This is a genomic window from Streptomyces cyaneofuscatus, assembly GCF_033109485.1.
GTDB classification, from domain to species: Bacteria; Actinomycetota; Actinomycetes; order Streptomycetales; family Streptomycetaceae; genus Streptomyces; species Streptomyces cyaneofuscatus.
Window position 1 is genome coordinate 3,127,700 of record NZ_CP137002.1, and the last position, 25,377, is coordinate 3,153,076.

Here is a 25,377-nt window from a genome sequence, read left to right on the forward strand (position 1 = left end):
CGTGCTGCATCTGCGTCTCATCGTGCCCGCCGCGACCACCGACGAGGTCGTCACCCTGCTGGAGTCCACCGTCGGTACGGCCCACCTCGTGGTCCTGCCCGGCGCGGCCCGCTCCCCGGCCGGGGACGTGGTGATGTGCGATGTGGCGCGGGAGGCCGGGGACGAGCTGATCGCCGCGCTGCGCCGCCTCGGCATCGACGAGTCCGGGGCGATCAGCATCGAACACCTGGACCTCACCCTCTCCGCGCGCGCCGAGAAGGCGGAGCACGAGGCGCCGGGCGACAGCGCGGACGCGGTGCTGTGGGAGGAGCTGACGGAGGCGACGCACGAGGAGTCGACGTTCTCCATCACGTACGTCTCCTTCCTCGCCCTCGCCACGATGCTCGCCGCCTGCGGAGTGATGCTGGACAACGCGGTGCTGATCGTGGGCGCGATGGCGGTCGGCCCGGAGTTCGGCCCGCTCGCCGGGGTCTCCACCGCCATCGTGCAGCGTGCGCCCCGGCTGGTGGCGCGCTCCCTGTGGGCGCTGATCGGCGGCTTCGCGCTGGCGATGGCCATCACGGCGGGGTTCGCCTGGCTGCTGGACGCGGTCGGGCTGTTCGAGAAGTCGATGATCGAGGCGGAGAGGCCGATCACCGGGTTCATCTGGCAACCGGACTGGATGTCCTTCGTCGTGGCGTTCCTGGCGGGCATCGCCGGGACGCTCTCCCTCACCTCGGCGAAGTCCGGGGCGCTGATCGGCGTGGCCATCTCCGTGACGACGGTCCCGGCCGCCGCCAACGCGGCGGTCGCGTTCAGCTACTCCGACTACCAGCAGACCATCGGGTCCGGGCAGCAGCTGCTCGCCAACCTCGGCGGGATCGTCCTCGCGGGCACGCTGACGCTGCTGCTGGAGAAGGCGCTGTGGAAGATCCGGCGCACGCAGAAGCCCCCGGCGAGCACGCCGGGGGCTTCCGTACGCGGGTGACCGACAGGTCCGTGCGGCTCAGCCCAGCGCGGACTTCACGACATCGGCCAGCCGGCCCGCGACCGCGCGCGCCTGCTCGATGTCGGCGGCCTCGACCATGACCCGTACCAGCGGCTCCGTACCCGACTGGCGCAGCAGGACGCGCCCGGTGGAGCCGAGCTCGCGCTCCGCCTCGGTCACCGCGGTGGCCAGCTCGGAGGAGGTGGTCACCCGGGACTTGTCGACGTCGGGGACGTTGATGAGCACCTGCGGCATCCGCTCCATGACCCCGGCCAGCTCGGCGAGGCTCCGGCCGGTGGCGGCGACGCGGGCCGCCAGCATCAGGCCGGTCAGCGTGCCGTCGCCGGTCGTGGCGTGGTCCAGGACGATGACGTGGCCGGACTGCTCGCCGCCGAGTGCGAAGCCCTCGGCCTTCATCGACTCCAGGACGTAACGGTCGCCGACCGCCGTCTGGACGAGCTGGATGCCCTCGCGCTCCATGGCGATCTTGAAGCCGAGGTTCGACATGACGGTGCCGACGACGGTGTCCTTGCGCAGCTGCCCGGCCTCCCGCATGGCGAGGGCCAGGACGGCGAGGATCTGGTCGCCGTCGACCTCCTCGCCCGCCGCGTCCACGGCGAGGCAGCGGTCGGCGTCGCCGTCGTGGGCGATGCCGAGGTCGGCGCCGTGCTCGACGACGGCGGCGCGCAGCAGGTCCAGGTGGGTGGAGCCGCAGCCGTCGTTGATGTTCAGGCCGTCCGGCGCCGCGCCGATGGTGACGACCTCGGCCCCGGCCCGGGCGAACGCCTCGGGCGAGACCCGGGCGGCGGCGCCGTGCGCCTCGTCCAGGACGACCTTCAGCCCGTCGAGCCGGTTGGGGAGGACGCCGATGAGGTGGGCGACGTACCGGTCGAAGCCCTCGGTGTAGTCGGTGACCCGGCCGACGCCCGCGCCGGTCGGGCGGGTCCACGGCTCACCGGTGCGGTGCTGCTCGTAGACCGTCTCGATCCGGTCCTCCAGTTCGTCGGCGAGCTTGTGGCCGCCGCGCGCGAAGAACTTGACGCCGTTGTCCGGCATGGCGTTGTGACTGGCGGAGAGCATCACGCCGATGTCGGCGCCGAGCGAGCCGGTGAGGTACGCCACGGCCGGCGTCGGCAGCACGCCGACGCGCAGGACGTCCACGCCCGCGCTGGCCAGACCGGCCACGACGGCGGCTTCCAGGAACTCTCCGGAGGCCCGGGGATCGCGCCCGACCACGGCGGTCGGGCGATGGCCCTCGAAGCTGCCCGCCTCGGCGAGTACGTGCGCCGCCGCGACCGAGAGCCCGAGCGCGAGCTCGGCCGTCAGATCCGCGTTGGCGACACCGCGCACTCCGTCCGTACCGAAGAGTCGTCCCACTGGTGTCCTCCGAGGTGCTCAGAAACCACAAAAACCAAAGCAAAGCGAAACAAGCGAAACTAAACAACCACAACTACGAAAACAGCAAAACGGCCGGGCAGGCGGCATGACACGGCCCGGGCGGGAGAGGTACGCGCGTGCGGGCCGATGAACGTCTCATGCCGTTATACGCCTGCGGGGCCCGATAAACGAACGCCCCAGCAGCACGGAGTGTGCCGCCGGGGCGTTCGTGTAATGCAGACGAGCAGGCGATTTAGCGCTTGCTGTACTGCGGGGCCTTACGGGCCTTCTTGAGACCGGCCTTCTTGCGCTCGACCGCACGGTCGTCGCGGGAGAGGAAGCCGGCCTTCTTCAGCGTGGCGCGGTTGTTGTCCACGTCCGCCTCGTTCAGCGCGCGGGCCACACCGAGGCGCAGGGCGCCGGCCTGGCCGGAGACGCCGCCACCCGAGATGCGGGCGATGACGTCGTAGCGGCCGTCGAGCTCGAGCACCTTGAAGGGCTCGTTGACTTCCTGCTGGTGCACCTTGTTGGGGAAGTAGTCCTCAAGGGTGCGACCGTTGATCTTCCACTTGCCGGTGCCCGGAACGATCCGGACGCGGGCGATGGCGTTCTTGCGACGACCCAGGCCGGCCGCGGGCTGCGGGTCGCCGAAGCGGCCCGCGAGCGACTCGGATGTGTACTCACCCTCGACGGGGACCTCGGACTCGAAGGTGGTCACCTCGGCGAAGGTCTCCTCGCCCTCGGTGCCCTCGACGGGGGTCTCAACAGTGGTCTCGGCCACGATGCTCCTCAGATCTTTCTGTATGTCTTAGGGGGTGGCCGGAACTACTGCGCGACCTGGGTGATCTCGAACGGGACCGGCTGCTGAGCAGCGTGCGGGTGCTGGTCGCCCGCGTAGACCTTCAGCTTCGAGATCATCTGACGGCCCAGGGTGTTCTTGGGGATCATGCCGCGGATGGCCTTCTCGACGGCCTTCTCGGGGTTCTTCGCGAGAAGCTCGTCGTAGCGCACCGAACGGAGACCGCCCGGGAAGCCCGAGTGGCGGTACGCCATCTTCTGGGTCTTCTTGTTGCCCGACAGGTGAACCTTGTCGGCGTTGATGATGATGACGAAGTCGCCCATGTCCATGTGGGGGGCGTAGATCGCCTTGTGCTTACCTCGGAGGAGGTTCGCAGCCGTGGTGGCCAGACGGCCCAGGACGATGTCCTGAGCGTCGATGATGTGCCACTGGCGCGTCACATCTCCGGGCTTGGGGCTGTACGTACGCACTTCGTAGCCTTCGCTTCTTCAGTGGATGGGTCCAGACAACACATGGCACCCCTGAAGCGATCATGCAGCTGGGGCTCACACTGCCGGGACACCGCCCGTATGCGAGCCACTGGTAACTGCTCCAGAGAACCTACGTAACGACAGAGCCGCTACGCATAACAAACGTCGAGACTACCGGCACCCCCCCGGACGGGTCAAAACGACGAGATCCAGCCCCACCGCACCCTCCCCAGCCCCGCCGGCGCTTGAGGCGACCGTTCCAGCCCCGCCGGCGTTTGAGGCGCGGGGGCCCGGGGGCAGCGCCCCCGCAACGGCGCCGCACGGCCCACGAAACCGCACCCGCACGCCCGCACCCCACCCCCCACGCCGCCGACCGCCAAGGTCACCGCACGCGCTCCACCCTCCGCTCATCCCACACCGGCTCCGCCGTCTCCCGCACAACCCCGTCCGACCCGAACACCAGATACCGGTCGAACGACTTCGCGAACCACCGGTCGTGCGTGACGGCCATCACCGTCCCGTCGTACACCTCAAGACCGTCCTGCAACGCCTCCGCCGACTCCAGGTCCAGGTTGTCCGTCGGCTCGTCCAGCAGCAGCGCCGTCGTCCCCGCCAGCTCCAGCAGCAGGATCTGGAACCGCGCCTGCTGCCCACCCGAGAGCCGCTCGAACGCCTGGTCCCCCTGCCGCTCCAGCTCGTACCGCCGCAGCACCCCCATCGCCCCGCCCCGGTCCTTCGCGTGCTCGGACCAGAGGATCTCCACCAGCGTCTTCCCCAGCAGCTCCGGGTGCGCGTGGGTCTGCGCGAAGTGCCCGGGCACGACCCGCGCCCCCAGCTTCCACTCCCCCGTGTGCGCCACCGGCTCCCCCGCCAGCAGCCGCAGGAAGTGCGACTTGCCCGACCCGTTGGAGCCGAGGACGGCGACCCGTTCCCCGTAATAGATCTCCAGATCGAACGGCTTCATCAGCCCGGTCAGCTCCAGCCCCTTGCAGGTCACCGCCCGCACCCCGGTCCGCCCGCCGCGCAGCCGCATCCGGATGTCCTGCTCGCGCGGCGGCTCCGGCGGCGGTCCCGCCTCCTCGAACTTCTTGAAGCGGGTCTGCATCGCGTGGTAGCGGTTGGCCATGTCGGGGCTGTTCGCCGCCTGCTGCCGCATCCGCAGGACGAGCGCCTTCAGCCGGGCGTGCTCCTCCTGCCACCGCCGCAGCAGCTCCTCGAACCGCGCGAACCGCTCCTTGCGCGCGTCGTGGTACGTGGCGAAGCCGCCACCGTGCACCCACACATCGCTGCCCGCCGCACTCGGCTCGACGCTGACGATCTTCTCGGCGGCCCGGGAGAGCAGCTCCCGGTCGTGGGAGACGAAGAGGACCGTCTTACGGGTCTCCTTCAGCTTCTCCTCCAGCCACCGCTTGCCGGGGACGTCCAGATAGTTGTCCGGCTCGTCCAGCAGCAGCACCTCGTCCGGCCCGCGCAGCAGCGCCTCCAGGACCAGCCGCTTCTGCTCACCGCCACTGAGCGTGCGCACCTCACGCCACTGCGCCTTCTCGTACGGGACACCCAGCGCCGCCATCGTGCACATGTCCCAGACCGTCTCGGCCTCGTACCCGCGCGCCTCGGCCCAGTCGCTGAGCGCCTGCGCGTACGCCATCTGCGCGGCCTCGTCGTCGACGGTGAGAATGCGTTCCTCGGCCGCGTCGACGGCCTGCGCGGCCTCCCGGATCCGGGGCTGCGACACGGACACCAGCAGGTCACGTACGGTCCGCTCGTCCCGCACCGAGCCCACGAACTGCGGCATCACCCCGAGCCCGCCGCTCACCGAGACCGTGCCGCCGTGCGGCTGGAGCTCACCGGCCAACAGCCGCAGCAAGGTCGTCTTGCCCGCCCCGTTGGCCCCGACGAGGGCGACGACGGCTCCGTCGGCCACCCGGAAAGAGGCGTCGCCGAGCAGCACCCGCCCGTCCGGTAGGTAGTACTCCAGGTGGCCCGCTTCAAGATGTCCCATGCAGAGCATTGTCACGGCCGGCGAACCGATGGCCCAACCGGATTACCTACCGCCTAGGATTCGCGCATGAGTTCATGGCAAGGGGGGCCCTCCTGGGGGCCAGGGGACAACGGGACTCCGGGGGACAGCGGAACTCCGGACTGGGCCGCACTCGCCGAGGCGTCCGCCGCGCGGACCCGGCGCAAGCGGTGGCTGATGATCGGCGGCGGGATCCTGGCCACCGGCCTGGTCGGCGCGATCGTGGCGACCGCCGTGGTCACCACGGGCGGCAAGAGCGATCCGGCCGGCAGCGCGAGCGAACTGCCCTCCCCGGCCGAGCTCCCCGAGGACACCTCGGCGCCCGCTCCCTCCTTCTCGTCGGTGGCACCGCCGCCCCCGCCGGACCCGAAGGAGTACATATCCAGCGCCGCCAAGGACAAGGCGCCGATCACCGTCGACGGCTTCTTCCCCGGCAAGAAGCTCGCCATGGGTGACCGCGTCCACCTCAAGGGCGCCACCAACCGCACCACCGCCTGCGCGACCGGCACCCAGGGCGCGCTCGGCGCGGTCCTCACGAAGAACGGCTGCCAGCAGCTGATCCGCGCGACGTACCGCAAGGACGGGGTGGCCGTCACCGTCGGCATCGCGGTCTTCGCCACCGAGGCCCGTGCGAAGAAGACGGTCGACGAGGCCTCCGGCGGCCTCGCCTCCCTCAGCGGCGCGGGCGTGCCCACCTTCTGCCGCGGCGGTACGGTCTGCCGCCGCACGACCAACTCCTACGGGCGGTACGCCTACTTCACCGTCGGCGGCTTCACCGACGGCACCCGCGTCACCCTCCAGGACAAGAACGTCTTCGCGGTCGGCGACGACCTGACGAACTTCGTCTTCCGCCAGATCCACCAGCGCGGCCGGGTCCAGGCTTCGCAGGCGGTGGAGTCAGGGCAGTAGAAACCCTGCCCATCCGGGGCCGGTGCACACCCCACAGAACTGAACATGTTCAATAAGGGCCATGAGTATCCACGGCCCCCGCAGCAGGACCCGCCTCGCCGCCGCCGGTTACGTCGGCCTGGTCACCCTCGCCGCCCTGGCCTACGAGATCGCCGGACAGCCGGAGGCCGGCGAGGCGGCGATGACCCTGGCCGCCTGGCCCGGCGTCATCATCCTGCTGGTCATGCTCTACCCCCTGGCCGTACTGCTCGGTGACGACCCGCTCCTGGGGGAGACCGCGTTCAACCTCCTCGCCCCGCTGCTCCACGGGGCCGGAGCGCTGCTCAACGTCCTGATCGTGTGGGGCGTCATCGCCTTCGCCCGCCACCTCAAGGCCGAGTACAGCCGCAGCCGTTGAGGACGCGCGGCCTCAGCAGCACCCCGCGGCCCCCGGCAACGTCCTGATGTTCCGGGCCTCTTCGGCCCGGGCCGCCAGCAACGCGTCCGCCGGGTACGCCACTTCCTCCAGCGTCAGCCCGTGCGGCCGCACCACGTGCACGCCGGGGTCGCGCACCTTAGCCGCCAGCACCTCGGCGGGCCAGGCGGCCGGCCGCCGCCCGTCCCCGACGAACAGCGCGGCGCCGATCAGCGCGCGCACCATGTTGTGGCAGAAGGCGTCGGCCTGCACAGTCGCGGTCAGAACTCCTGACTCCTCGTCCCGCACCCAACTCAGCTTCTGCAGAGTCCGGATGGTGGTCGCGCCCTCGCGCTTCTTGCAGTACGCGGCGAAGTCGTGCTCGCCCACCATCAGCGCGGCCGCCTCGTTCATCGCGTCCACGTCCAACGGCCGGTCGTGCCACAGCACATGACCGCGCGTCAGCGGGTCCACCCCGCCGGGCCGGTCACCGACCCGGTAGGCGTAACGCCTCCAGAGCGCGGAGAAGCGGGCGTTGAACCCTGCCGGGGCGGGAGCCGCGCGCCAGATCCGTACATCCAGCGGCAGCCGCCCCGCCAGCCGCCGCAGCAGCTTCTCCTCGTGCTCCGCCCACACCGCCTCCGGCAGGTCCACATGCGCCACCTGCCCCCGCGCGTGCACCCCGGCGTCCGTGCGGCCCGCCACCGTCAGGTCGTACGTCACGGCCGACCGGGTCACGGTCCGCAGCGCGTCCTCGATCTCCCCCTGCACCGTGCGCCGGCTGGTCTGCTTCGCCCAGCCGGAGAAGTCCTTGCCGTCGTACGACAGGTCCAGCCGCACCCGTACGAAACCGGGCTCCGCCTCGTCACTCACCGCGTCATCCTCTCCCTGCCCCTGCTCAGCAGAACGGGCCCGCACCGCCCCGAAGGGTGATGCGAGCCCGTCCCGTGGTCCTTGAGACGCTCAGGCGTCCTTGGACTCCTCGTCGGCCTTCTCGACCGGCTTGGCGTCCTCGACGGCCTCGGTGGACTCGGCCTTGGCCTCGTCCTTCTTGGCGGCGTCTTCCTTGACCGCGCGCTTCGTCGCGGCCTCGGCCTCACCGGTGGCCTGCTGGGCCACGGTCAGCGCCTCGACCAGCTCGATGACCGCCATCGGGGCGTTGTCGCCACGACGGTTGCCGATCTTGGTGATACGCGTGTAACCACCGGGGCGGTTCTCGTACCGGGGGGCGATCTCGGTGAAGAGCGTGTGGACGACGCTCTTGTCCGTGATCGTCTGCAGCACCAGGCGACGGTTGTGGATGTCGCCCTTCTTCGCCTTGGTGACGAGGCGCTCGGCGACGGGGCGCAGGCGGCGGGCCTTGGCCTCGGTCGTCGTGATGCGGCCGTGCTCGAACAGCGACTTCGCCAGGTTGGCGAGGAGCAGACGCTCGTGCGCGGCGCTGCCGCCCAGACGGGCACCCTTTGCGGGACGCGGCATGGTGATTCTCCTTGTGTGCTGCACCGGCCGTATCAGGTACCGGTGTCAGTTCCCGCGAGGCGGACGCCCCACGGAAGTCATAGCTGCCGTTCGGGCTTGATATATCAAGCCCGTCCGGCGATTGAGGACAAAGCCTCAGCCCCGGCCCGGGGCACCCTCAAATCCGGGCACCCCAGCCGGGAGGCGACTCAGTACTGCTCGGTCTCCACGAAACCCGCGTCCGCGTCGTCATCGGCGCCGAAGGCGTCAGCCGCGGCGGTCGGGTCGAAGCCGGGAGGCGAGTCCTTCAGCGCGAGGCCCATACCGGCCAGCTTCGCCTTGACCTCGTCGATCGACTTCGCACCGAAGTTGCGGATGTCGAGCAGGTCCGCCTCGGAACGGGCCACGAGCTCACCCACGGAGTGGATGCCCTCGCGCTTGAGGCAGTTGTACGAACGGACCGTGAGCTCCAGCTCCTCGATCGGCAGAGCCAGATCGGCGGCGAGAGCGGCGTCCGTCGGGGACGGGCCCATGTCGATGCCCTCGGCGTCGATGTTGAGCTCGCGCGCCAGACCGAACAGCTCGACCAGGGTCTTACCGGCCGACGCCATGGCGTCACGGGGACGCATGGCCTGCTTGGTCTCGACGTCGACGATCAGCTTGTCGAAGTCGGTGCGCTGCTCGACACGGGTCGCCTCGACCTTGTACGTGACCTTGAGCACCGGCGAGTAGATGGAGTCGACCGGGATCCGGCCGATCTCCTGGCCGACCTGCTTGTTCTGGACGGCGGAGACGTAGCCGCGACCGCGCTCGACGGTCAGCTCCATCTCCAGCTTGCCCTTGCCGTTGAGCGTGGCGAGAACGAGGTCGGGGTTGTGCACCTCGACACCGGCCGGGGGCGCGATGTCGGCGGCGGTGACCAGACCCGGGCCCTGCTTGCGCAGGTACATCACGACCGGCTCGTCGTGCTCCGAGGAGACGACCAGCTGCTTGATGTTGAGGATGAGGTCGGTGACGTCCTCCTTGACGCCCGGCACGGTGGTGAACTCGTGCAGGACCCCGTCGATCCGGATGCTGGTGACAGCGGCACCGGGGATCGAGGAGAGGAGGGTACGGCGCAGGGAGTTGCCGAGGGTGTAGCCGAAGCCCGGCTCCAGCGGCTCGATCACGAACCGGGAGCGGAATTCGTCGACGACCTCTTCGGTCAGCGACGGACGCTGAGCGATAAGCATGGGGAGAGTCCTTCAGTCGTGGGCACCCACTATTTGATGCCCGACAGATGCAACAAGGGTACGGGCGGTACGCCCCGTATGAGGCGTACCGCCCGGACCCGAACGCTACTGACGCACGGCCGTCACCGGCCGCGACGGATCAGACGCGGCGACGCTTCGGCGGACGGCAGCCGTTGTGCGGCGTCGGGGTGACGTCCTGGATCGAACCGACCTCCAGGCCGGTGGCCTGGAGCGAGCGGATCGCGGTCTCACGGCCGGAGCCGGGACCCTTGACGAAGACGTCGACCTTGCGCATGCCGTGCTCCTGCGCGCGGCGGGCGGCCGACTCGGCGGCCATCTGCGCGGCGAAGGGGGTGGACTTGCGCGAGCCCTTGAAGCCGACGTGGCCGGCGGAGGCCCAGGAGATCACGTTGCCCGAGGGGTCCGTGATCGAGACGATGGTGTTGTTGAACGTGCTCTTGATGTGCGCGTGGCCGTGAGCGACGTTCTTCTTTTCCTTGCGACGCACCTTCTTGGCTGCGCCCTGACGACCCTTGGGGGGCATGTCTTGACTCCAGATGGAGAGGGGAGGTGATCGGTCCTACAGCGAAGACCGCTGGTTGCTGCGCCGGTCCGGAGATCCGGTCGGCACAGTGCGTCCGCTGAGGACTACTTCTTGCCCGGCTTCTTCTTACCGGCGATGGCGCGACGCGGGCCCTTGCGGGTACGCGCGTTCGTGCTGGTGCGCTGACCGTGCACCGGCAGACCACGGCGGTGACGAATGCCCTGGTAGCAGCCGATCTCGATCTTGCGGCGGATGTCACCCTGGACCTCACGGCGGAGGTCACCCTCGGTGCGGAGGTTGGCGTCCACGTACTCGCGGATCTTGACCAGGTCCTCTTCGGCCAGGTCACGAACGCGGGTGTTGGGGTTCACGCCGGTGGAGGCGAGGATCTCCTTGGACCGGGTGCGCCCGATACCGAAGACGTAGGTGAGGGCAACCTCCACGCGCTTTTCGCGCGGGATGTCAACACCTGAAACGCGTGCCATTCAATGGCTCCAGTTGTTATTTCGGGGGTCTTCCGCAGTGCCACTCCCGACCGCCGACCCCTCGCTGGGAGAGGTGGTACGTCCGGGTCTCCGGCCCCCGCCGGAGGTGTCGTCAGCCGTGGCTTGGACGGGCTCTGCGTATGTACGTGATTACGTGCGTCGCGCGAAGAACTGCGAGATGCAGGCGGTCGTGCGTCAGCCCTGGCGCTGCTTGTGGCGCAGGTTGTCGCAGATGACCATGACCCGACCGTGACGGCGGATCACCTTGCACTTGTCGCAGATCTTCTTGACGCTCGGCTTGACCTTCATGGGATGTCAGGTTCTCCGGGTCAGTGCCATCACCACGCCGAAACGGGGTGCGGGCAAGATCTACTTGTAGCGGTAGACGATCCGGCCACGCGTCAGGTCGTACGGAGAGAGCTCCACCACGACCCGGTCATCCGGGAGGATACGGATGTAGTGCATCCGCATCTTGCCGCTGATGTGCGCCAGGACCTTGTGACCGTTCTGGAGCTCCACCTTGAACATTGCGTTCGGGAGGGACTCGATCACGGTGCCCTCAATCTCGATGGCACCTTGCTTCTTGGCCACGCTTCGCCTTTCGAATCGGCTACCTTGATCGGCTCCCGTGATCTTGTGCCGTACATGCGCTTGCATGCAGACACACGGATGCACCAGAGCCGACGAGTCAGTCTACGTCAGCGGACTCCAAAAGACGAATCCGTCAAGTTTGCCCACTGCCGGTGATCCTTAGACCTGCCGGGGGAAACCCATCACCCCAGCGGGTCCGGCGCGGCCTCGATCCCGTACTCCGCGAGCTTCGCCTTTCCGCAGTCCGGGGCGGTCAGGACCAGCGGTCCCTGCTCCGTCAGGGCGATGGAGTGCTCCCAGTGCGAGGACCAGGTGCCGTCCGTCGTGATGACCGTCCAGTCGTCCGCGAGGGTCTCCGTACGGGCGGTGCCGAGCGAGACCATGGGCTCGATCGCCAGGCAGACGCCCGGAACCAGCTTGATGCCCTTGCCGCGCTTGCGGGAGACGTAGTTCAGCAGGTGCGGGTCCATGTGCATCTCGCTGCCGATGCCGTGGCCGCCGAAGTCCTCGATGATCCCGTACTTGCCGGTGGCGGGGCGGGGCTGGCGGCGGATGTAGGACTCGATCGCCTTGGAGATGTCGACGAGGCGGTTGTTCACCTTCATCGCGGCGATCCCGGCCCACATCGACTCCTCCGTCACCCGGGACAGCTCGACCAGCTCCGGAGCGTGACCGGTGCCCACGAAGGCGGTGTACGCGGCGTCGCCGTGCCAGCCGTCCACGATGGCGCCGGCGTCGATCGAGATGATGTCGCCGTCCTTGAGGACCGTCTTCTCGTCCGGGATGCCGTGGACCACGACCTCGTTGACCGAGGTGCAGATGGTCGCGGGGAACCCGCCGTACCCGAGGAAGTTCGACTTCGCCCCGTGGTCGGCGATCACCTTGCGGGCGACCTGGTCCAGGTCGTGCGTGGTGGCGCCGGGGACGGCCGCCTCACGGGTGGCCGCGTGAATGGCAGCGACCACCAGCCCCGCCTCGCGCATCTTCGCGATCTGCTCGGGGGTCTTGATCTGCACCATTGCTCGGCGCCTCTCTGCATCTACGGGTGACGGGTGACGGGCCCGCTGCGGTCCCTTCAACGATACGGGCGCAAACAGTCGGCCGCGGCGCCCTGGGGCGCCGCGGCCGGCTGCACAGCGGTGGTACGGGGTGGGGCTCAGCCCTCGTCGGACTGCTTGAGCGCCTCCATGGCACGCGCGGTCACGTCAGCGACCTCGCCGAGCGCCGAGATGGTCACCACCAGGCCCTGGGCCCGGTAGTAGTCGATGATCGGCTCGGTCTGCGTGTGGTAGACCTCCAGCCGCGTACGGACCGTCTCTTCGCTGTCGTCGTGCCGCTGGTACAGCTCGCCGCCGCAGACGTCGCAGACGCCCTCGCTCTTCGGCGGGCTGTACGAGAGGTGGAACACGTGCGCGCTGTCCCTGCGGCAGACGCGGCGGCCCGCGATCCGCTTCACGACCTCGTCCTCGGGGACCTCGAGATCGAGAACCGCGTCCAGCTTCACGCCCTCGTCCTTGAGCATCACGTCAAGGGCTTCGGCCTGGCCCACGTTCCGCGGGAAGCCGTCCAGCAGGAAGCCGTTCACGGCGTCCGACTGGCCCATGCGGTCCTTGGCCATCCCGATGGTCACTTCGTCCGGCACCAGCTGTCCCGCGTCGATGTAGGCGCGGGCCTGCTTGCCAAGGTCGGTGCCCTGGCTCATGTTGGCGCGGAAGAGGTCACCCGTGGAGATGTGCGGAATCGACAGGTTCTCGGCAAGGTACGCAGCCTGCGTTCCCTTGCCGGCACCCGGAGGCCCGACGAGGACGATTCGCATCAGCGGAGGAACCCTTCGTAATTGCGCTGCTGGAGCTGACTCTCGATCTGCTTCACGGTTTCCAGACCCACACCCACGATGATGAGGATGCTCGTCCCGCCGAACGGGAAGTTCTGGTTCGCACCGCCGAAGCCTGCCAACGCCATCGTCGGCACAAGAGCGATCAGGCCCAGGTACAGCGAGCCCGGCCAAGTGATCCTGTTGAGCACGTAGCTCAGGTACTCGGCAGTAGGTCGACCTGCCCGGATGCCCGGGATGAAGCCACCATACTTCTTCATGTTGTCGGCGACTTCGTCGGGGTTGAACGAAATGGCGACGTAGAAGAAGGCGAAGAACACGATGAGTACGAAGTACACCGAGATGTAGTACGGGTGGTTACCCGTCACGAAGTGGTCCTGGATCCAGGTGGCCCACCCTGCGGTGGATCCAGAGAACTGGACGATCAACGACGGGATGAAGAGCAGCGACGAGGCGAAGATGACGGGAATCACACCCGCCTGGTTCACCTTGAGCGGGATGTACGTCGACGTACCGCCGTAGGAACGGCGCCCGATCATGCGCTTCGCGTACTGCACCGGGATACGGCGCTGGGCCTGCTCGACGAAGACGACCAGGGCGACCATGACAAAGCCGATGAGGATGACCGTGCCGAACTCGATCCAGCCGTCGGCCAGCTTGCCGCTCTCCTTGATGGCCCACAGGGCGCCGGGGAACGTGGCGGCGATCGAGATGAACATGAGGATCGACATGCCGTTGCCGATGCCCTTGTCGGTGATGAGCTCACCGAGCCACATGACGGCGGCCGTACCGGCGGTCATGGTGATGACCATCACCAGGGTCGTGAAGATCGACTTGTCGGCGACGATCTGCTCCCGCACGGTGCAGTTCTGGAACAGCGCCCCGCTCCGGGCGGTGGCCACGAGGCCGGTGCCCTGGAGGACGGCCAGCGCGATGGTCAGATAACGCGTGTACTGCGTGATCTTCGCCGTGCCGGACTGTCCCTCCTTCTTGAGGGCTTCCAGCCGGGGGATCACCACGGTCAGCAGCTGGAGAATGATGCTGGCCGTGATGTACGGCATGATGCCGAGCGCGAAGATGGTGATCTGCAACAGGGCGCCACCGCTGAACATCTGCATCAGACCGAGCAGTCCACCCGAATCGGACTGGTCGATGCACTGCTGCACCTTCGCGTAGTCGACTCCGGGTGCCGGGACATGCGCCCCGAGCCGGTAGATCACGATGATGCCGAGCGTGAAGAGCAGCTTCTTGCGCAGGTCGGGCGTCTTGAACGCTCGGGCGAACGCGGTGAACACGGTGCCTCCTGCGACCCCCGCGCTATGCGTCAGAGGCGACGGGTCTGGATGGGACTGGATGGGTTCGGATACAAGGCAGCCCTACATCGTAAGGAGGCCACAAAAGATTAACGGCGCCACCCTACCCGGCCCGGGACTGAGCAGGAAACACGCACTGCACACCGGTGCAACGCCTGCTTCCCGCCCCGGGCCGTGAAAGACCGGCCAAGCCACACCAATTGGGACGTGAACGACCTCGGACTCCCCCACCGCCGGTGCGGTGGACACCCGTTCAACCTTTCCCGAGCCTTTACGGTTCCCGTACAGCGCCACAAACAAGAAAAAGCCTGGCCGGCCACCTCCGAAGAGGCGGCCGGCCAGGCCCAGTTCTGTCCCGCGGCTCAGACGAGCTCGGTGACCGTACCGCCGGCGGCGGTGATCTTCTCCTTGGCGGAGCCGGAGACGGCGTCAACCGAAACCTGGATCGCCACGGAGATCTCGCCCTGTCCGAGGACCTTGACGAGGTGGTTGTTGCGCACAGCGCCCTTGGCGACCAGGTCGGCCACCGTGACCTCTCCACCCTCGGGGTAGAGCGTCGCGAGCTTGTCCAGGTTCACGACCTGGTACTCCGTGCGGAACGGGTTCTTGAAGCCCTTGAGCTTCGGGAGACGCATGTGGAGGGGCATCTGGCCACCCTCGAAGCGCTCCGGAACCTGGTAACGAGCCTTCGTACCCTTGGTACCACGGCCTGCGGTCTTACCCTTGGACGCCTCACCACGACCCACACGGGTCTTGGCGGTCTTGGCGCCCGGGGCAGGCCGGAGGTTGTGGGCCTTCAGCGGGCTGTTCTCCGCCATGTCAGTCAACCTCCTCAACCGTCACGAGGTGGCGGACGGTGTGCACCATGCCGCGGAACTCGGGGCGGTCCTCCTTGACAACCGAGTCGTTCAGGCGCTTGAGCCCGAGCGAACGCAGGGTGTCGCGGTGGTTCTGCTTGCTGCCGATGTACGACTTGGTCTGCGTGATCTTGAGGCGAGCCATTACGCACCCGCTCCCGCACGCGCACGCAGCAGAGCCGCGGGGGCGACGTCCTCGAGGGGCAGACCACGGCGGGCCGCGATCTCCTCGGGACGCTGCAGGCCCTTGAGGGCCTCCACGGTCGCATGCACGATGTTGATCGCGTTGGACGAGCCAAGCGACTTCGACAGGATGTCGTGAACGCCGGCGCACTCGAGCACGGCGCGCACCGGGCCACCGGCGATAACACCGGTACCGGGGGAAGCCGGCTTGAGCAGGACGACGCCCGCAGCCTTCTCGCCCGTGATCGGGTGAGGGATGGTGCCCTGGATGCGCGGGACCTTGAAGAAGTTCTTCTTGGCCTCTTCGACACCCTTGGCGATGGCCGCGGGAACTTCCTTGGCCTTGCCGTATCCGACACCGACGGTGCCGTCACCATCGCCCACCACGACCAGCGCGGTGAAGCTGAAGCGACGACCACCCTTCACAACCTTGGCGACGCGGTTGATCGCGACGACGCGCTCGACGTACGCGGTCTTCTCGGCGGCGCTGGCGCCACCGTCACGGCCCTTCCGGTCCCGCCGCTCGCCGCCACCGGCACCGCTTCCGCGGCGCTGGGGTCCAGCCATTGGATTTACCTCTCTCTGTTACGTCCGCTGTGCGTAGGAACCGGGGCTTAGAACTTCAGCCCGGCTTCACGGGCGGCGTCAGCCAGAGCGGCAATCCGCCCGGCGTACTGGTTACCACCGCGGTCAAACACGACGGCCTCGACGCCTGCGGCCTTGGCGCGCTCGGCGACCAGGGCGCCGACCTGCTGGGCCTGGGCGCTCTTGTCACCCTCGCCACCACGGATCGAGGTGTCCAGGGTCGACGCCGACGCGAGCGTGTGGCCCGCGATGTCGTCGATGACCTGGGCCACGATGTGGCGGTTGGAACGCGTCACGACCAGACGGGGACGCTCCGGCGAACCCGACATGTGCTTGCGGACGCGGATGTGGCGGCGCTTGCGAGCAGCGCGCTTGTAAGCGTCGCCCTTGGCGATCTTCACACCGTATGCCATGGCTACTTACCAGCCTTTCCGACCTTGCGGCGGATGACCTCGCCGGCGTACTTGACGCCCTTGGCCTTGTACGGGTCGGGCTTCCGCAGCTTGCGGATGTTGGCGGCCACTTCGCCGACCTTCTGCTTGTCGATGCCCTCGACGCTGAGCTTCGTGGGCGACTCGACCTTGAAGGTGATGCCTTCCGGAGCCTCGATGAGGATCGGGTGGCTGTAGCCCAGGGCGAACTCCAGGTTGGAGCCCTTCGCCTGGACGCGGTAACCGACACCGCTGATCTCGAGCGCCTTGCTGTAACCCGTGGTCACACCGGTGATCATGTTCGCCACCAGCGTGCGGGACAGGCCGTGGAGGGCCTTGTTCTGACGCTCGTCGTTCGGGCGGGTGACGTTGAGAACGCCGTCCTCACCCTTGGAGACCTCGATCGGCGCGGCGACGGTGTGCGAGAGGGAACCCTTGGGGCCCTTCACGGCGACCGTACGGCCATCGATGGTGACGTCCACACCGGCGGGAACCTGGATGGGGAGCTTGCCGATTCGCGACATGAGCTTTCCTTCCTTTCCCGACTACCAGACGTAGGCGAGGACTTCCCCACCTACGCCCTTCTTGCCTGCCTGCTGGCCGGTCAGGAGACCGTGGGACGTGGAGATGATCGCCACGCCCAGGCCGCCGAGGACCTTCGGCAGGTTGGTGGACTTTGCGTATACACGCAGACCCGGCTTCGAAATCCGCTTGATGCCGGCGATCGAGCGCTCGCGGTTCGGGCCGAACTTCAGCTCGAGGACGAGGTTCTTGCCGACCTCGGCGTCCTCGACCTTCCAGCCGGTGATGAAGCCCTCCTGCTGGAGGATCTCCGCGATGTGCGACTTGATCTTGCTGTGCGGCATCGAGACATCGTCGTGATATGCCGAGTTCGCGTTACGCAGACGCGTGAGCATGTCTGCGATGGGATCAGTCATGGTCATGAGTTGGCCTTCGGCCTCTCTCGCCGGGGTTTCCTGTATGCACCATCCCTCTCCCCACTCAGTGGCGGGACGGGTGCGGTGCGGGGACCTACGGCGTAGTAAGTCGGTCGTGGGCGGCAGGCGCCCAACCCTTCTAGCCTACGGCATGAAAGGTGGGGCTCCTGCCGACCAGATACTTACCGAGAGTCTCCAGAACTTCCCTTCGCCCTAGGGCGGAGGAGAGTTACCAGGAGCTCTTGGTCACGCCCGGCAGCTCGCCACGGTGAGCCATCTCACGAAGGCACACGCGGCACAGGCCGAACTTGCGGTAGACGGAGTGGGGCCGGCCGCAGCGCTGGCAGCGGGTGTACCCGCGCACGCCGAACTTCGGCTTACGGGCGGCCTTAGCGATCAGAGCCTTCTTCGCCACGGTCAGTTCTCCTTGAACGGGAAGCCGAGGTGACGAAGGAGGGCACGACCCTCGTCGTCGTTGGTCGCCGTGGTGACCACGGTGATGTCCATGCCCCGGACCCGGTCGATCTTGTCCTGGTCGATCTCGTGGAACATGACCTGCTCCGTGAGACCGAAGGTGTAGTTGCCACGGCCGTCGAACTGCTTCGGCGACAGGCCACGGAAGTCACGGATACGCGGCAGCGCGAGCGACAGCGTACGGTCCAGGAACTCCCACATCCGGTCACCACGAAGGGTGACGTGGCAGCCGATCGGCTGGCCCTCACGCAGCTTGAACTGCGCGATGGACTTGCGGGCCTTGGTGACGGCCGGCTTCTGACCGGTGATCGTGGTGAGGTCCTTGACGGCACCGTCGATCAGCTTGGAGTCGCGGGCGGCGTCGCCCACACCCATGTTGACCACGATCTTGACCAGACCGGGAACCTGCATGACGTTCTCGTACGAGAACTCCTCACGCAGCTTGCCGGCGATTTCCTCGCGGTAGCGCGTCTTGAGACGCGGCGCAGTGGTGGCAGTCATCAGATGTCCTCACCGGTCCGCTTGGCAACGCGGATCTTGTTGCCCTCGTCGTCAAAGCGGTAGCCGACGCGGGTGACAACCTTGTTGCCGTCCTTCTCCACGACCAGCGACACGTTGCTGACGTGGATCGGGGCCTCGGTGGTGACAATGCCACCCGTCTGCGAACCGCGAGCCGTCTGACCGGCCTTGGTGTGCTTCTTGACCCGGTTGACACCCTCGACGAGGACGCGGTCCTGAGCGGGGTAGGCCACGATGACCTTGCCCTGCTTGCCCTTGTCCTTACCGGTGATGACCTGAACCAGGTCGCCCTTCTTGATCTTCATGCTTACAGCACCTCCGGCGCGAGCGAGATGATCTTCATGAACTTCTTCTCGCGCAGCTCCCGGCCCACGGGGCCGAAGATGCGGGTGCCGCGGGGGTCGCCGTCGTTCTTCAGAATGACGGCGGCGTTCTCGTCGAAGCGGATGTACGAGCCATCCTGACGACGACGCTCCTTGACGGTGCGAACGATGACGGCCTTGACGACGTCACCCTTCTTCACGTTGCCACCGGGGATCGCGTCCTTGACGGTGGCGACGATGACGTCACCGATACCCGCGTAGCGGCGACCCGAGCCACCGAGAACACGAATGGTGAGAATTTCCTTCGCACCCGTGTTGTCGGCGACGCGCAGTCGCGACTCCTGCTGGATCACGTCTATCTCCTGATCGTCTGCCGGTTCCCGGCGGGGTGCTCCGTAAGTGACTTACGGAGCACCCTCACCGAGCCTGGCGGAACTGACCTGAGGGAAACCCCTCAGGAATTACTTGGCCTTCTCGAGGATCTCGACGATGCGCCAGCGCTTCGAGGCGGACAGCGGACGCGTCTCCATGATGAGGACACGGTCGCCGACGCCGGCGGAGTTCTGCTCGTCGTGGGCCTTGAGCTTGTTCGTACGGCGGATGACCTTGCCGTACAGCGCGTGCTTCACACGGTCCTCGACAGCGACGACGACGGTCTTGTCCATCTTGTCGCTGACGACCAGACCCTCACGGGTCTTGCGGAAACCACGCTCGGTGTTCGTCTCAGTCACAGTCTTCTCGCTCATCAGACGCTCTCCACCGTCTCGATGCCCAGCTCGCGCTCACGCATCAGGGTGTAGATCCGGGCGATGTCCTTACGGACGGACTTGAGCCGGCCGTGGTTCTCGAGCTGGCCCGTCGCCGCCTGGAAGCGGAGGTTGAACAGCTCTTCCTTGGCTTCGCGGAGCTTGTTGAGGAGCTCCTCGTCGCCCAGCTCGCGCAGCTCGGACGCCTTGGTACCGGCCGACATCACGACTCACCTGCCTCGCGCCGAACGATCCGGCACTTCATCGGAAGCTTGTGAGCAGCGCGGGTGAGCGCCTCACGAGCAATCTTCTCGTTCGGGTAGGACAGCTCGAACATCACCCGACCCGGCTTGACGTTCGCGATCCACCACTCGGGAGAACCCTTACCGGAACCCATGCGGGTCTCGGCAGGCTTCTTCGTCAGGGGACGGTCCGGGTAGATGTTGATCCAGACCTTGCCGCCACGCTTGATGTGACGGGTCATCGCGATACGAGCGGACTCGATCTGACGGTTCGTCACGTACGCCGGGGTCAGCGCCTGGATGCCGTACTCGCCGAACGCAACCTGCGTGCCACCCTTGGACATACCGCTGCGCTTCGGGTGGTGCTGCTTGCGGTGCTTGACCCTACGGGGGATCAGCATTTCGGTCAGGCCTCCGTTCCGGTGCTCTCAGCAGCCGGAGCAGCGGCGGCGGGGGCGTCGGCCTTGGGGGCCTCGGCTGCCGGCGACTGCTGCGGCTTACGGCCGCGACCGCCACGCTCGCCACCACGGCCGCCACCACGGCCGGCCGGGCGGTCGGTGCCGCCACGAGCCGGACGGTTGCCGGCACGGGCCGCGGCGTTCTCGGCGCGAACCTCGGCGATGTTCTTGACGTCGCCCTTGTAGATCCAGACCTTCACGCCGATGCGGCCGAAGGTCGTCTTGGCCTCGAAGAAGCCGTAGTCGACGTTCGCACGGAGCGTGTGCAGGGGCACGCGGCCCTCGCGGTAGAACTCCGAGCGGGACATCTCGGCGCCGCCGAGGCGACCGCCGCACTGGATCTTGATGCCCTTGGCGCCGGCCTTCATCGAGCTCTGCATGCTCTTACGCATGGCCCGACGGAAGGAGACGCGGGAGGAGAGCTGCTCGGCGACGGCCTGGGCCACCAGCTGAGCGTCCACCTCGGGGTTCTTGACCTCGAGGATGTTCAGCTGGACCTGCTTGCCGGTCAGCTTCTCCAGCTCGCCGCGGATGCGATCGGCCTCGGCGCCACGGCGACCGATGACGATGCCCGGACGGGCGGTGTGGATGTCAACGCGGACGCGGTCGCGGGTGCGCTCGATCTCGACCTTCGAGATGCCGGCCCGCTCCATGCCCTTCGTCATCATGCGACGAATGGCGACGTCTTCCTTGACGTAGTCCTTGTACAGCTTGTCGGCGTACCAGCGGGACTTGAAGTCCGTGGTGATGCCGAGCCGGAACCCGTGCGGGTTTACCTTCTGGCCCATTACCGGGTTCCTTCCTTGCTGCTGACGACCACGGTGATGTGGCTGGTCCGCTTACGGATCCGGTAGGCACGGCCCTGAGCACGCGGACGGAACCGCTTCAGGGTCGGGCCCTCGTCCACGTACGCCTCGCTGATGACCAGCGAAGAGGCGTCGGTGTGGTCGTAGTTGTGTGCGGCGTTGGCGATGGCGCTGTCCAGCACCTTGCCAACCGGCACGCTCGCGGCCTGCGGGGCGAAACGCAGGACCGCCTGAGCCTCCGTGGCATCCATGCCACGGATGAGGTCCACCACGCGGCGGGCCTTCATGGGCGTGACGCGGATGTACCGCGCCTGGGCCCTGGCTTCCATGGTTGTCCCTTCGGTGTAAGTCATAGTCGTTTCCACCCCGCGCTTAGCGGCGCTTCGACTTCCGGTCGTCCTTGACGTGGCCGCGGAAGGTGCGAGTCGGCGAGAACTCGCCGAGCTTGTGGCCGACCATCGACTCGGTGACGAACACCGGGACGTGGATCTTGCCGTTGTGCACCGCGATGGTGTGACCCAGCATGGCCGGGACGATCATCGAGCGACGGGACCAGGTCTTGATGACGTTCTTGGTGCCTGCCTCGTTCTGTACGTCCACCTTCTTGATGAGGTGGCCGTCGACGAAGGGCCCCTTCTTGAGACTGCGCGGCATCTAAACCCGCTCCTAGCGCTTCTTGTTCGTCTTGCGGCGGCGGACGATGTACTTGTTGCTCGCCTTCTTGGGAGAACGAGTACGACCCTCCTTCTGACCCCACGGCGAGACCGGGTGACGACCACCGGAGGTCTTGCCTTCACCACCACCGTGCGGGTGGTCAACCGGGTTCATCGCGACACCGCGGACGGTCGGGCGGACGCCCTTCCAGCGCATGCGGCCGGCCTTGCCCCAGTTGATGTTCGACTGCTCGGCGTTGCCGACCTCACCGATCGTCGCGCGGCAGCGCGCGTCGACCAGGCGGATCTCACCCGACGGCATACGAAGGTGGGCCATGGTGCCCTCCTTCGCCAGCAGCTGCACGGAGGCACCCGCGGAACGGGCGAACTTCGCGCCGCCGCCGGGCCGCAGCTCGATGGCGTGGATGGTCGTACCGACCGGGATGTTGCGCAGCGCCAGGTTGTTGCCCGGCTTGATGTCGGCGCCCGGACCGTTCTCGACACGGTCACCCTGCGACAGGCCACGGGGAGCGACGATGTAACGCTTCTCGCCGTCCGCGTAGTGCAGCAGCGCGATGCGCGCGGTGCGGTTGGGGTCGTACTCGATGTGCGCGACCTTGGCCGGCACGCCGTCCTTGTCGTGACGACGGAAGTCGATCACGCGGTAGGCGCGCTTGTGGCCACCACCCTGGTGGCGAACGGTCACACGACCGGCGTTGTTACGGCCGCCCTTGCTGTGCAGGGGGCGGACCAGCGACTTCTCCGGCGTGGACCGCGTGATCTCGACAAAGTCGGCGACGCTGGAGCCACGACGGCCCGGGGTCGTCGGCTTGTACTTGCGGATACCCATTTCTCAGTCCTCGTCCGATTCCGGACGACTCGGCCTCCGTTAGGAGGTCGGGCCGCCGAAGATGTCGATACGGTCGCCCTCGGCGAGGGTCACGATGGCGCGCTTCGTGTCGGCGCGCTTGCCGAAACCGGTCTTGGTGCGCTTGCGCTTACCCTGCCGGTTGATCGTGTTGACCCCGGTGACCTTGACCGAGAAGACCGCTTCCACGGCCTGCTTGATCTGGGTCTTGTTGGAGCCGGGCGCGACGATGAACGTGTACTTGTTCTCGTCGAGCAGCGCGTAGCTCTTCTCGGAGACCACGGGCTTGACGAGAACGTCACGCGGGTCCGAGTACGTCTTGCTGGTAACGGTCGCCTCGCTCATCAGGCGTCGCTCCCTTCGGTCTCAGCGGTCTGGGGGCCAGACACGAAGGACTCGAAAGCGGCCTGGGTGAAGACCACGTCGTCAGAGACGATCACGTCGTACGTGTTGAGCTGGCCCGGCTCCAGGATGTGCACCTGGGGCAGGTTGCGCGCGGACAGCCACGCGGCCTCGTCGGCGCGGTCGACGACCAGGAGCAGGTTCTGGCGCTCCGAGATCTTGCCGAACAGCGTCTTGGCGGCCTTCGTGGAGGCGGCACCCTCGACCACGCCGGTGACGACGTGGATACGGGAGTGACGGGCCCGGTCCGAGAGGGCACCGCGCAGGGCGGCGGCCTTCATCTTCTTCGGGGTCCGCTGCGCGTAGTCACGCGGCTGCGGGCCGTGGACGACGCCACCACCGGCGAACTGCGGGGCGCGGGTCGAACCCTGACGGGCGCGGCCGGTGCCCTTCTGGCGGTAAGGCTTCTTGCCACCACCGCGGACTTCGCCGCGGCGCTTGGTCTTGTGCGTGCCCTGACGGGCAGCCGCCAGCTGAGCGACAACGACCTGGTGGATCAGCGGAACGCTGGTCTTGGCGTCGAAGATCTCCGCGGGGAGGTCGACGGTACCGGCCTTGTCGCCTGCCGGCGAAAGGATGTCAATGGTGCTCATTACCTCAAGCCCCCTTGGCCGCGGTACGGACCAGGACGAGGCCGCCGTTCGGACCGGGGACCGCGCCCTTGATGAGGAGCAGACCCTTCTCCGCGTCAACCGCGTGGATGGTCAGGTTCTGGGTGGTGACGCGCTCGTTACCCATACGGCCCGCCATGCGCATGCCCTTGAAGACACGCCCAGGGGTGGCGCAGCCACCGATGGAACCGGGGGAACGGTGCTTGCGCTGGGTGCCGTGCCCGGCGCCGAGGCCCTTGAAGTTGTGACGCTTCATGACACCGGCGAAGCCCTTGCCCTTGCTCTTGCCCGTGACGTCGACCTTGACGCCGGACTCGAACACCTCGGCAGTGACCTCCTGGCCCAGCGTGTACTCGCTGGCGTCAGGGGTGCGGAGCTCCACCAGGTGGCGGCGCGGGGTGACGTCGGCCTTGGCGAAGTGACCCTTGAGGGGCTTGTTCACCTTGCGCGGGTCGATCTCGCCGAAGGCGATCTGGACCGCTTCGTAGCCGTCGCTGTCGTTGGTGCGAACCTGCGTCACGACGCACGGCCCGGCCTTGACGACGGTCACCGGGACGACCCGGTTGTTCTCGTCCCAGACCTGGGTCATGCCGAGCTTCTCGCCCAGGACGCCCTTGATGTTCTTGCTCATCTCGGCCCGTCCCCTCAGAGCTTGATCTCGATGTCGACGCCCGCCGGGAGGTCGAGGCGCATCAGCGAGTCAACCGTCTTCGGCGTGGGGTCGAGGATGTCGATGAGGCGCTTGTGCGTGCGCATCTCGAAGTGCTCGCGAGAGTCCTTGTACTTGTGCGGCGACTTGATGACGCAGTACACGTTCTTCTCAGTGGGCAGCGGCACCGGGCCCGCGACCGACGCACCAGTGCGGGTCACCGTCTCGACGATCTTCTTCGCCGAGGAGTCGATGACCTCGTGGTCGTAGGCCTTGAGCCGGATGCGGATCTTCTGTCCCGCCATGGCTACTAGTAGTCCTGTCTCTCTGTTTAACGCTCTGGAACCCGGGGGTTCTCTGGACTCCTCCTCCGACCCACGCGGTCGGGCGTGTCGCATCCCCTCTACGAAAATCTCCCGAAGGAGATCCCAACCAAGGGGGTGCGGGCCCTGGGACCGCGGAACCGGGGGCGGAACACCCACCGGGTGCCTGGCCGGCGCCCTGCATTGCTTCCCGGAAGATTCCCGTACGTCCGGCCCAACAGGGCCGACGAGTACTGTGGGACTCGCTTCCGGTCCTCCCGGCGGGAGGCGCGCAGCATTGACACTCAACCGAGCAACCTGGTCAGTGTGCCATACGGGGCGCGGGCCTGGCCAATCGAGTCGGGAATCCTACCCCGCGCGAGCGAGTGCTCAAACGCAGGCGCGCATCCGGCGGAGCCGGGCCCGGTGGCAGAATCCGGCCATGCCGACGAACACCTTGCCGCACTGGACCCTGCGCCCCGCCCTCCCCGAGGACGTCGAGGCCGTCGCCGAGCTGCGGGCGGTCGTCATGCGCCCCGACCTGGAGCGGCTGGGGCGGTACGACGAGCACCGGGTACGGCAGCGGCTGCGGGACGCGTACGTGCCCGCGTACACCTCGGTCCTGGAGACCCCCGACGGCTTCGCGGGGTGCGTCACGCTGCGGCCGGCCGCGGACTGCTGGTGGCTGGAGAACTTCCTCCTCTCCCCCGGGCTCCAGGGCCACGGCATCGGTTCGGCCGTGCTGCGCGGGCTCCTGGACCGTGCGGACGCCGAGCGGATGCCCGTACGGCTGAACGTCCTCCAGGGGAGCGCCGCCCGGCGGCTGTACGAGCGGCACGGGTTCGCGCTGGAGCGGGAGGACCCGGTCGACGTGTTCCTGGTGCGCAAGCCCACACCCTGACCGGGCAACCTCGGTGCCGCGATCCCCGTCTATCCC

The 25,377-nt window shown here is 67.5% G+C and carries 39 protein-coding genes; 4 read left to right on the forward strand and 35 right to left on the reverse strand.

The window, feature by feature from the left end; all coding sequences use genetic code 11:
• The first annotated feature begins 1 nt into the window (after position 1).
• On the forward strand, positions 2-967 hold the full coding sequence (locus tag R2B67_RS13295) for a DUF389 domain-containing protein (protein WP_317818080.1): 966 nt from the start codon (positions 2-4) through the stop codon (positions 965-967).
• An 18-nt stretch (positions 968-985) separates the two neighbouring features.
• Here R2B67_RS13295 and glmM read toward each other — a convergent pair whose 3' ends face one another.
• The 4 genes from glmM to R2B67_RS13315 form a co-directional block, all read right to left on the reverse strand.
• A complete protein-coding gene (gene glmM / locus R2B67_RS13300) occupies positions 986-2,344 on the reverse strand; it encodes a phosphoglucosamine mutase (protein WP_317818081.1) in 1,359 nt (452 codons plus the stop codon).
• A 253-nt stretch (positions 2,345-2,597) separates the two neighbouring features.
• Positions 2,598-3,125 (reverse strand): 30S ribosomal protein S9, encoded by a 528-nt coding sequence (gene rpsI, locus R2B67_RS13305; protein ID WP_014154572.1) that lies wholly within the window; start codon positions 3,123-3,125, stop codon positions 2,598-2,600.
• A 44-nt stretch (positions 3,126-3,169) separates the two neighbouring features.
• The gene (gene rplM, locus R2B67_RS13310; RefSeq protein ID WP_018510581.1) at positions 3,170-3,613 is read right to left on the reverse strand and encodes a 50S ribosomal protein L13; all 444 of its coding nucleotides are present in this window, start codon (positions 3,611-3,613) and stop codon (positions 3,170-3,172) included.
• A gap of 382 nt (positions 3,614-3,995) precedes the next feature.
• Positions 3,996-5,615 (reverse strand): ABC-F family ATP-binding cassette domain-containing protein, encoded by a 1,620-nt coding sequence (locus R2B67_RS13315; RefSeq protein WP_026241211.1) that lies wholly within the window; start codon positions 5,613-5,615, stop codon positions 3,996-3,998.
• Between the two features lie 66 nt (positions 5,616-5,681).
• Between R2B67_RS13315 and R2B67_RS13320 the strand changes: the two genes are divergently transcribed.
• Positions 5,682-6,542, forward strand: coding sequence for a hypothetical protein (locus tag R2B67_RS13320; RefSeq protein WP_109979173.1), 861 nt, complete (start codon positions 5,682-5,684; stop codon positions 6,540-6,542).
• 61 nt (positions 6,543-6,603) lie between these two features.
• Positions 6,604-6,939, forward strand: a complete 336-nt coding sequence (locus R2B67_RS13325) for a hypothetical protein (RefSeq protein ID WP_317818084.1) — start codon at positions 6,604-6,606, stop codon at positions 6,937-6,939.
• Positions 6,940-6,951: 12 nt separating this feature from the next.
• Here R2B67_RS13325 and truA read toward each other — a convergent pair whose 3' ends face one another.
• The 31 genes from truA to rpsJ all read right to left on the reverse strand — a co-directional run bounded on the left by truA (position 6,952) and on the right by rpsJ (position 24,443).
• Positions 6,952-7,809 carry a tRNA pseudouridine(38-40) synthase TruA gene (gene truA / locus R2B67_RS13330; protein ID WP_317818086.1) on the reverse strand — a complete coding sequence of 286 codons (858 nt, stop codon included), beginning with the start codon at positions 7,807-7,809 and terminating at the stop codon, positions 6,952-6,954.
• 90 nt (positions 7,810-7,899) lie between these two features.
• Positions 7,900-8,415: a 50S ribosomal protein L17 gene (gene rplQ, locus R2B67_RS13335; protein ID WP_018510586.1), complete on the reverse strand. Its 516-nt coding sequence runs from the start codon at positions 8,413-8,415 to the stop codon at positions 7,900-7,902.
• A gap of 188 nt (positions 8,416-8,603) precedes the next feature.
• Positions 8,604-9,626 carry a DNA-directed RNA polymerase subunit alpha gene (locus R2B67_RS13340; RefSeq protein ID WP_003966937.1) on the reverse strand — a complete coding sequence of 341 codons (1,023 nt, stop codon included), beginning with the start codon at positions 9,624-9,626 and terminating at the stop codon, positions 8,604-8,606.
• 139 nt (positions 9,627-9,765) lie between these two features.
• Positions 9,766-10,170 carry a 30S ribosomal protein S11 gene (rpsK, locus tag R2B67_RS13345; protein WP_003956432.1) on the reverse strand — a complete coding sequence of 135 codons (405 nt, stop codon included), beginning with the start codon at positions 10,168-10,170 and terminating at the stop codon, positions 9,766-9,768.
• Between the two features lie 104 nt (positions 10,171-10,274).
• On the reverse strand, positions 10,275-10,655 hold the full coding sequence (gene rpsM / locus R2B67_RS13350) for a 30S ribosomal protein S13 (RefSeq protein WP_018510587.1): 381 nt from the start codon (positions 10,653-10,655) through the stop codon (positions 10,275-10,277).
• 195 nt (positions 10,656-10,850) lie between these two features.
• Entirely contained in the window at positions 10,851-10,964 is a 114-nt protein-coding gene (gene rpmJ / locus R2B67_RS13355) for a 50S ribosomal protein L36 (protein WP_003956441.1), read from the reverse strand.
• Positions 10,965-11,024: 60 nt separating this feature from the next.
• Positions 11,025-11,246, reverse strand: coding sequence for a translation initiation factor IF-1 (infA, locus tag R2B67_RS13360; RefSeq protein ID WP_003956442.1), 222 nt, complete (start codon positions 11,244-11,246; stop codon positions 11,025-11,027).
• A 182-nt stretch (positions 11,247-11,428) separates the two neighbouring features.
• Complete coding sequence (gene map / locus R2B67_RS13365; RefSeq protein WP_317818089.1) at positions 11,429-12,265, reverse strand: type I methionyl aminopeptidase; 837 nt, start codon at positions 12,263-12,265, stop codon at positions 11,429-11,431.
• A 137-nt stretch (positions 12,266-12,402) separates the two neighbouring features.
• Positions 12,403-13,062, reverse strand: a complete 660-nt coding sequence (locus tag R2B67_RS13370; protein ID WP_018510589.1) for an adenylate kinase — start codon at positions 13,060-13,062, stop codon at positions 12,403-12,405.
• Positions 13,062-14,375 carry a preprotein translocase subunit SecY gene (secY, locus tag R2B67_RS13375; protein WP_317818090.1) on the reverse strand — a complete coding sequence of 438 codons (1,314 nt, stop codon included), beginning with the start codon at positions 14,373-14,375 and terminating at the stop codon, positions 13,062-13,064. The genes R2B67_RS13370 and secY overlap by 1 nt, the downstream gene beginning before the upstream one ends.
• A 380-nt stretch (positions 14,376-14,755) precedes the next feature.
• Positions 14,756-15,211, reverse strand: a complete 456-nt coding sequence (gene rplO / locus R2B67_RS13380; RefSeq protein WP_030561900.1) for a 50S ribosomal protein L15 — start codon at positions 15,209-15,211, stop codon at positions 14,756-14,758.
• 1 nt (position 15,212) lies between these two features.
• On the reverse strand, positions 15,213-15,395 hold the full coding sequence (gene rpmD / locus R2B67_RS13385) for a 50S ribosomal protein L30 (protein ID WP_003966943.1): 183 nt from the start codon (positions 15,393-15,395) through the stop codon (positions 15,213-15,215).
• Complete coding sequence (gene rpsE / locus R2B67_RS13390) at positions 15,395-16,000, reverse strand: 30S ribosomal protein S5 (RefSeq protein ID WP_010058791.1); 606 nt, start codon at positions 15,998-16,000, stop codon at positions 15,395-15,397. The genes rpmD and rpsE overlap by 1 nt, the downstream gene beginning before the upstream one ends.
• A 47-nt stretch (positions 16,001-16,047) precedes the next feature.
• Complete coding sequence (gene rplR, locus R2B67_RS13395; RefSeq protein WP_018510591.1) at positions 16,048-16,431, reverse strand: 50S ribosomal protein L18; 384 nt, start codon at positions 16,429-16,431, stop codon at positions 16,048-16,050.
• Positions 16,432-16,433: 2 nt separating this feature from the next.
• On the reverse strand, positions 16,434-16,973 hold the full coding sequence (gene rplF, locus R2B67_RS13400) for a 50S ribosomal protein L6 (RefSeq protein ID WP_018510592.1): 540 nt from the start codon (positions 16,971-16,973) through the stop codon (positions 16,434-16,436).
• Positions 16,974-16,994: 21 nt separating this feature from the next.
• Positions 16,995-17,393 carry a 30S ribosomal protein S8 gene (gene rpsH, locus R2B67_RS13405; RefSeq protein WP_007446728.1) on the reverse strand — a complete coding sequence of 133 codons (399 nt, stop codon included), beginning with the start codon at positions 17,391-17,393 and terminating at the stop codon, positions 16,995-16,997.
• A gap of 223 nt (positions 17,394-17,616) precedes the next feature.
• Complete coding sequence (locus tag R2B67_RS13410; protein ID WP_003948630.1) at positions 17,617-17,802, reverse strand: type Z 30S ribosomal protein S14; 186 nt, start codon at positions 17,800-17,802, stop codon at positions 17,617-17,619.
• Between the two features lie 2 nt (positions 17,803-17,804).
• Positions 17,805-18,362: a 50S ribosomal protein L5 gene (gene rplE / locus R2B67_RS13415; protein WP_003966948.1), complete on the reverse strand. Its 558-nt coding sequence runs from the start codon at positions 18,360-18,362 to the stop codon at positions 17,805-17,807.
• The gene (gene rplX, locus R2B67_RS13420; protein ID WP_109979170.1) at positions 18,362-18,685 is read right to left on the reverse strand and encodes a 50S ribosomal protein L24; all 324 of its coding nucleotides are present in this window, start codon (positions 18,683-18,685) and stop codon (positions 18,362-18,364) included. The genes rplE and rplX overlap by 1 nt, the downstream gene beginning before the upstream one ends.
• A gap of 2 nt (positions 18,686-18,687) precedes the next feature.
• Positions 18,688-19,056, reverse strand: coding sequence for a 50S ribosomal protein L14 (gene rplN / locus R2B67_RS13425; RefSeq protein ID WP_003966950.1), 369 nt, complete (start codon positions 19,054-19,056; stop codon positions 18,688-18,690).
• A gap of 108 nt (positions 19,057-19,164) precedes the next feature.
• Complete coding sequence (rpsQ, locus tag R2B67_RS13430) at positions 19,165-19,449, reverse strand: 30S ribosomal protein S17 (protein ID WP_018490820.1); 285 nt, start codon at positions 19,447-19,449, stop codon at positions 19,165-19,167.
• Positions 19,449-19,673, reverse strand: a complete 225-nt coding sequence (gene rpmC, locus R2B67_RS13435; RefSeq protein WP_015610729.1) for a 50S ribosomal protein L29 — start codon at positions 19,671-19,673, stop codon at positions 19,449-19,451. The genes rpsQ and rpmC overlap by 1 nt, the downstream gene beginning before the upstream one ends.
• Positions 19,673-20,092, reverse strand: a complete 420-nt coding sequence (gene rplP / locus R2B67_RS13440; protein WP_003966953.1) for a 50S ribosomal protein L16 — start codon at positions 20,090-20,092, stop codon at positions 19,673-19,675. The genes rpmC and rplP overlap by 1 nt, the downstream gene beginning before the upstream one ends.
• A 5-nt stretch (positions 20,093-20,097) precedes the next feature.
• On the reverse strand, positions 20,098-20,937 hold the full coding sequence (gene rpsC, locus R2B67_RS13445) for a 30S ribosomal protein S3 (protein ID WP_018510593.1): 840 nt from the start codon (positions 20,935-20,937) through the stop codon (positions 20,098-20,100).
• Positions 20,937-21,284 carry a 50S ribosomal protein L22 gene (gene rplV / locus R2B67_RS13450; protein ID WP_004571827.1) on the reverse strand — a complete coding sequence of 116 codons (348 nt, stop codon included), beginning with the start codon at positions 21,282-21,284 and terminating at the stop codon, positions 20,937-20,939. The genes rpsC and rplV overlap by 1 nt, the downstream gene beginning before the upstream one ends.
• Positions 21,285-21,327: 43 nt before the next feature.
• A complete protein-coding gene (rpsS, locus tag R2B67_RS13455) occupies positions 21,328-21,609 on the reverse strand; it encodes a 30S ribosomal protein S19 (protein ID WP_003966956.1) in 282 nt (93 codons plus the stop codon).
• Between the two features lie 12 nt (positions 21,610-21,621).
• Entirely contained in the window at positions 21,622-22,458 is an 837-nt protein-coding gene (rplB, locus tag R2B67_RS13460) for a 50S ribosomal protein L2 (protein WP_018510594.1), read from the reverse strand.
• 39 nt (positions 22,459-22,497) lie between these two features.
• Positions 22,498-22,821 (reverse strand): 50S ribosomal protein L23, encoded by a 324-nt coding sequence (gene rplW, locus R2B67_RS13465; RefSeq protein ID WP_014154589.1) that lies wholly within the window; start codon positions 22,819-22,821, stop codon positions 22,498-22,500.
• Positions 22,821-23,471 carry a 50S ribosomal protein L4 gene (gene rplD / locus R2B67_RS13470; RefSeq protein WP_018510595.1) on the reverse strand — a complete coding sequence of 217 codons (651 nt, stop codon included), beginning with the start codon at positions 23,469-23,471 and terminating at the stop codon, positions 22,821-22,823. Before rplD ends, rplW begins: the two co-directional genes overlap by 1 nt.
• Before the next feature lie 4 nt (positions 23,472-23,475).
• On the reverse strand, positions 23,476-24,120 hold the full coding sequence (rplC, locus tag R2B67_RS13475; RefSeq protein WP_003966960.1) for a 50S ribosomal protein L3: 645 nt from the start codon (positions 24,118-24,120) through the stop codon (positions 23,476-23,478).
• Positions 24,121-24,134: 14 nt separating this feature from the next.
• Entirely contained in the window at positions 24,135-24,443 is a 309-nt protein-coding gene (gene rpsJ / locus R2B67_RS13480; protein WP_003948644.1) for a 30S ribosomal protein S10, read from the reverse strand.
• Positions 24,444-24,882: 439 nt separating this feature from the next.
• Here rpsJ and R2B67_RS13485 point away from each other — a divergent pair, with 439 nt between their 5' ends.
• Positions 24,883-25,341, forward strand: coding sequence for a GNAT family N-acetyltransferase (locus R2B67_RS13485; protein WP_237327495.1), 459 nt, complete (start codon positions 24,883-24,885; stop codon positions 25,339-25,341).
• Positions 25,342-25,377 lie beyond the last annotated feature (36 nt).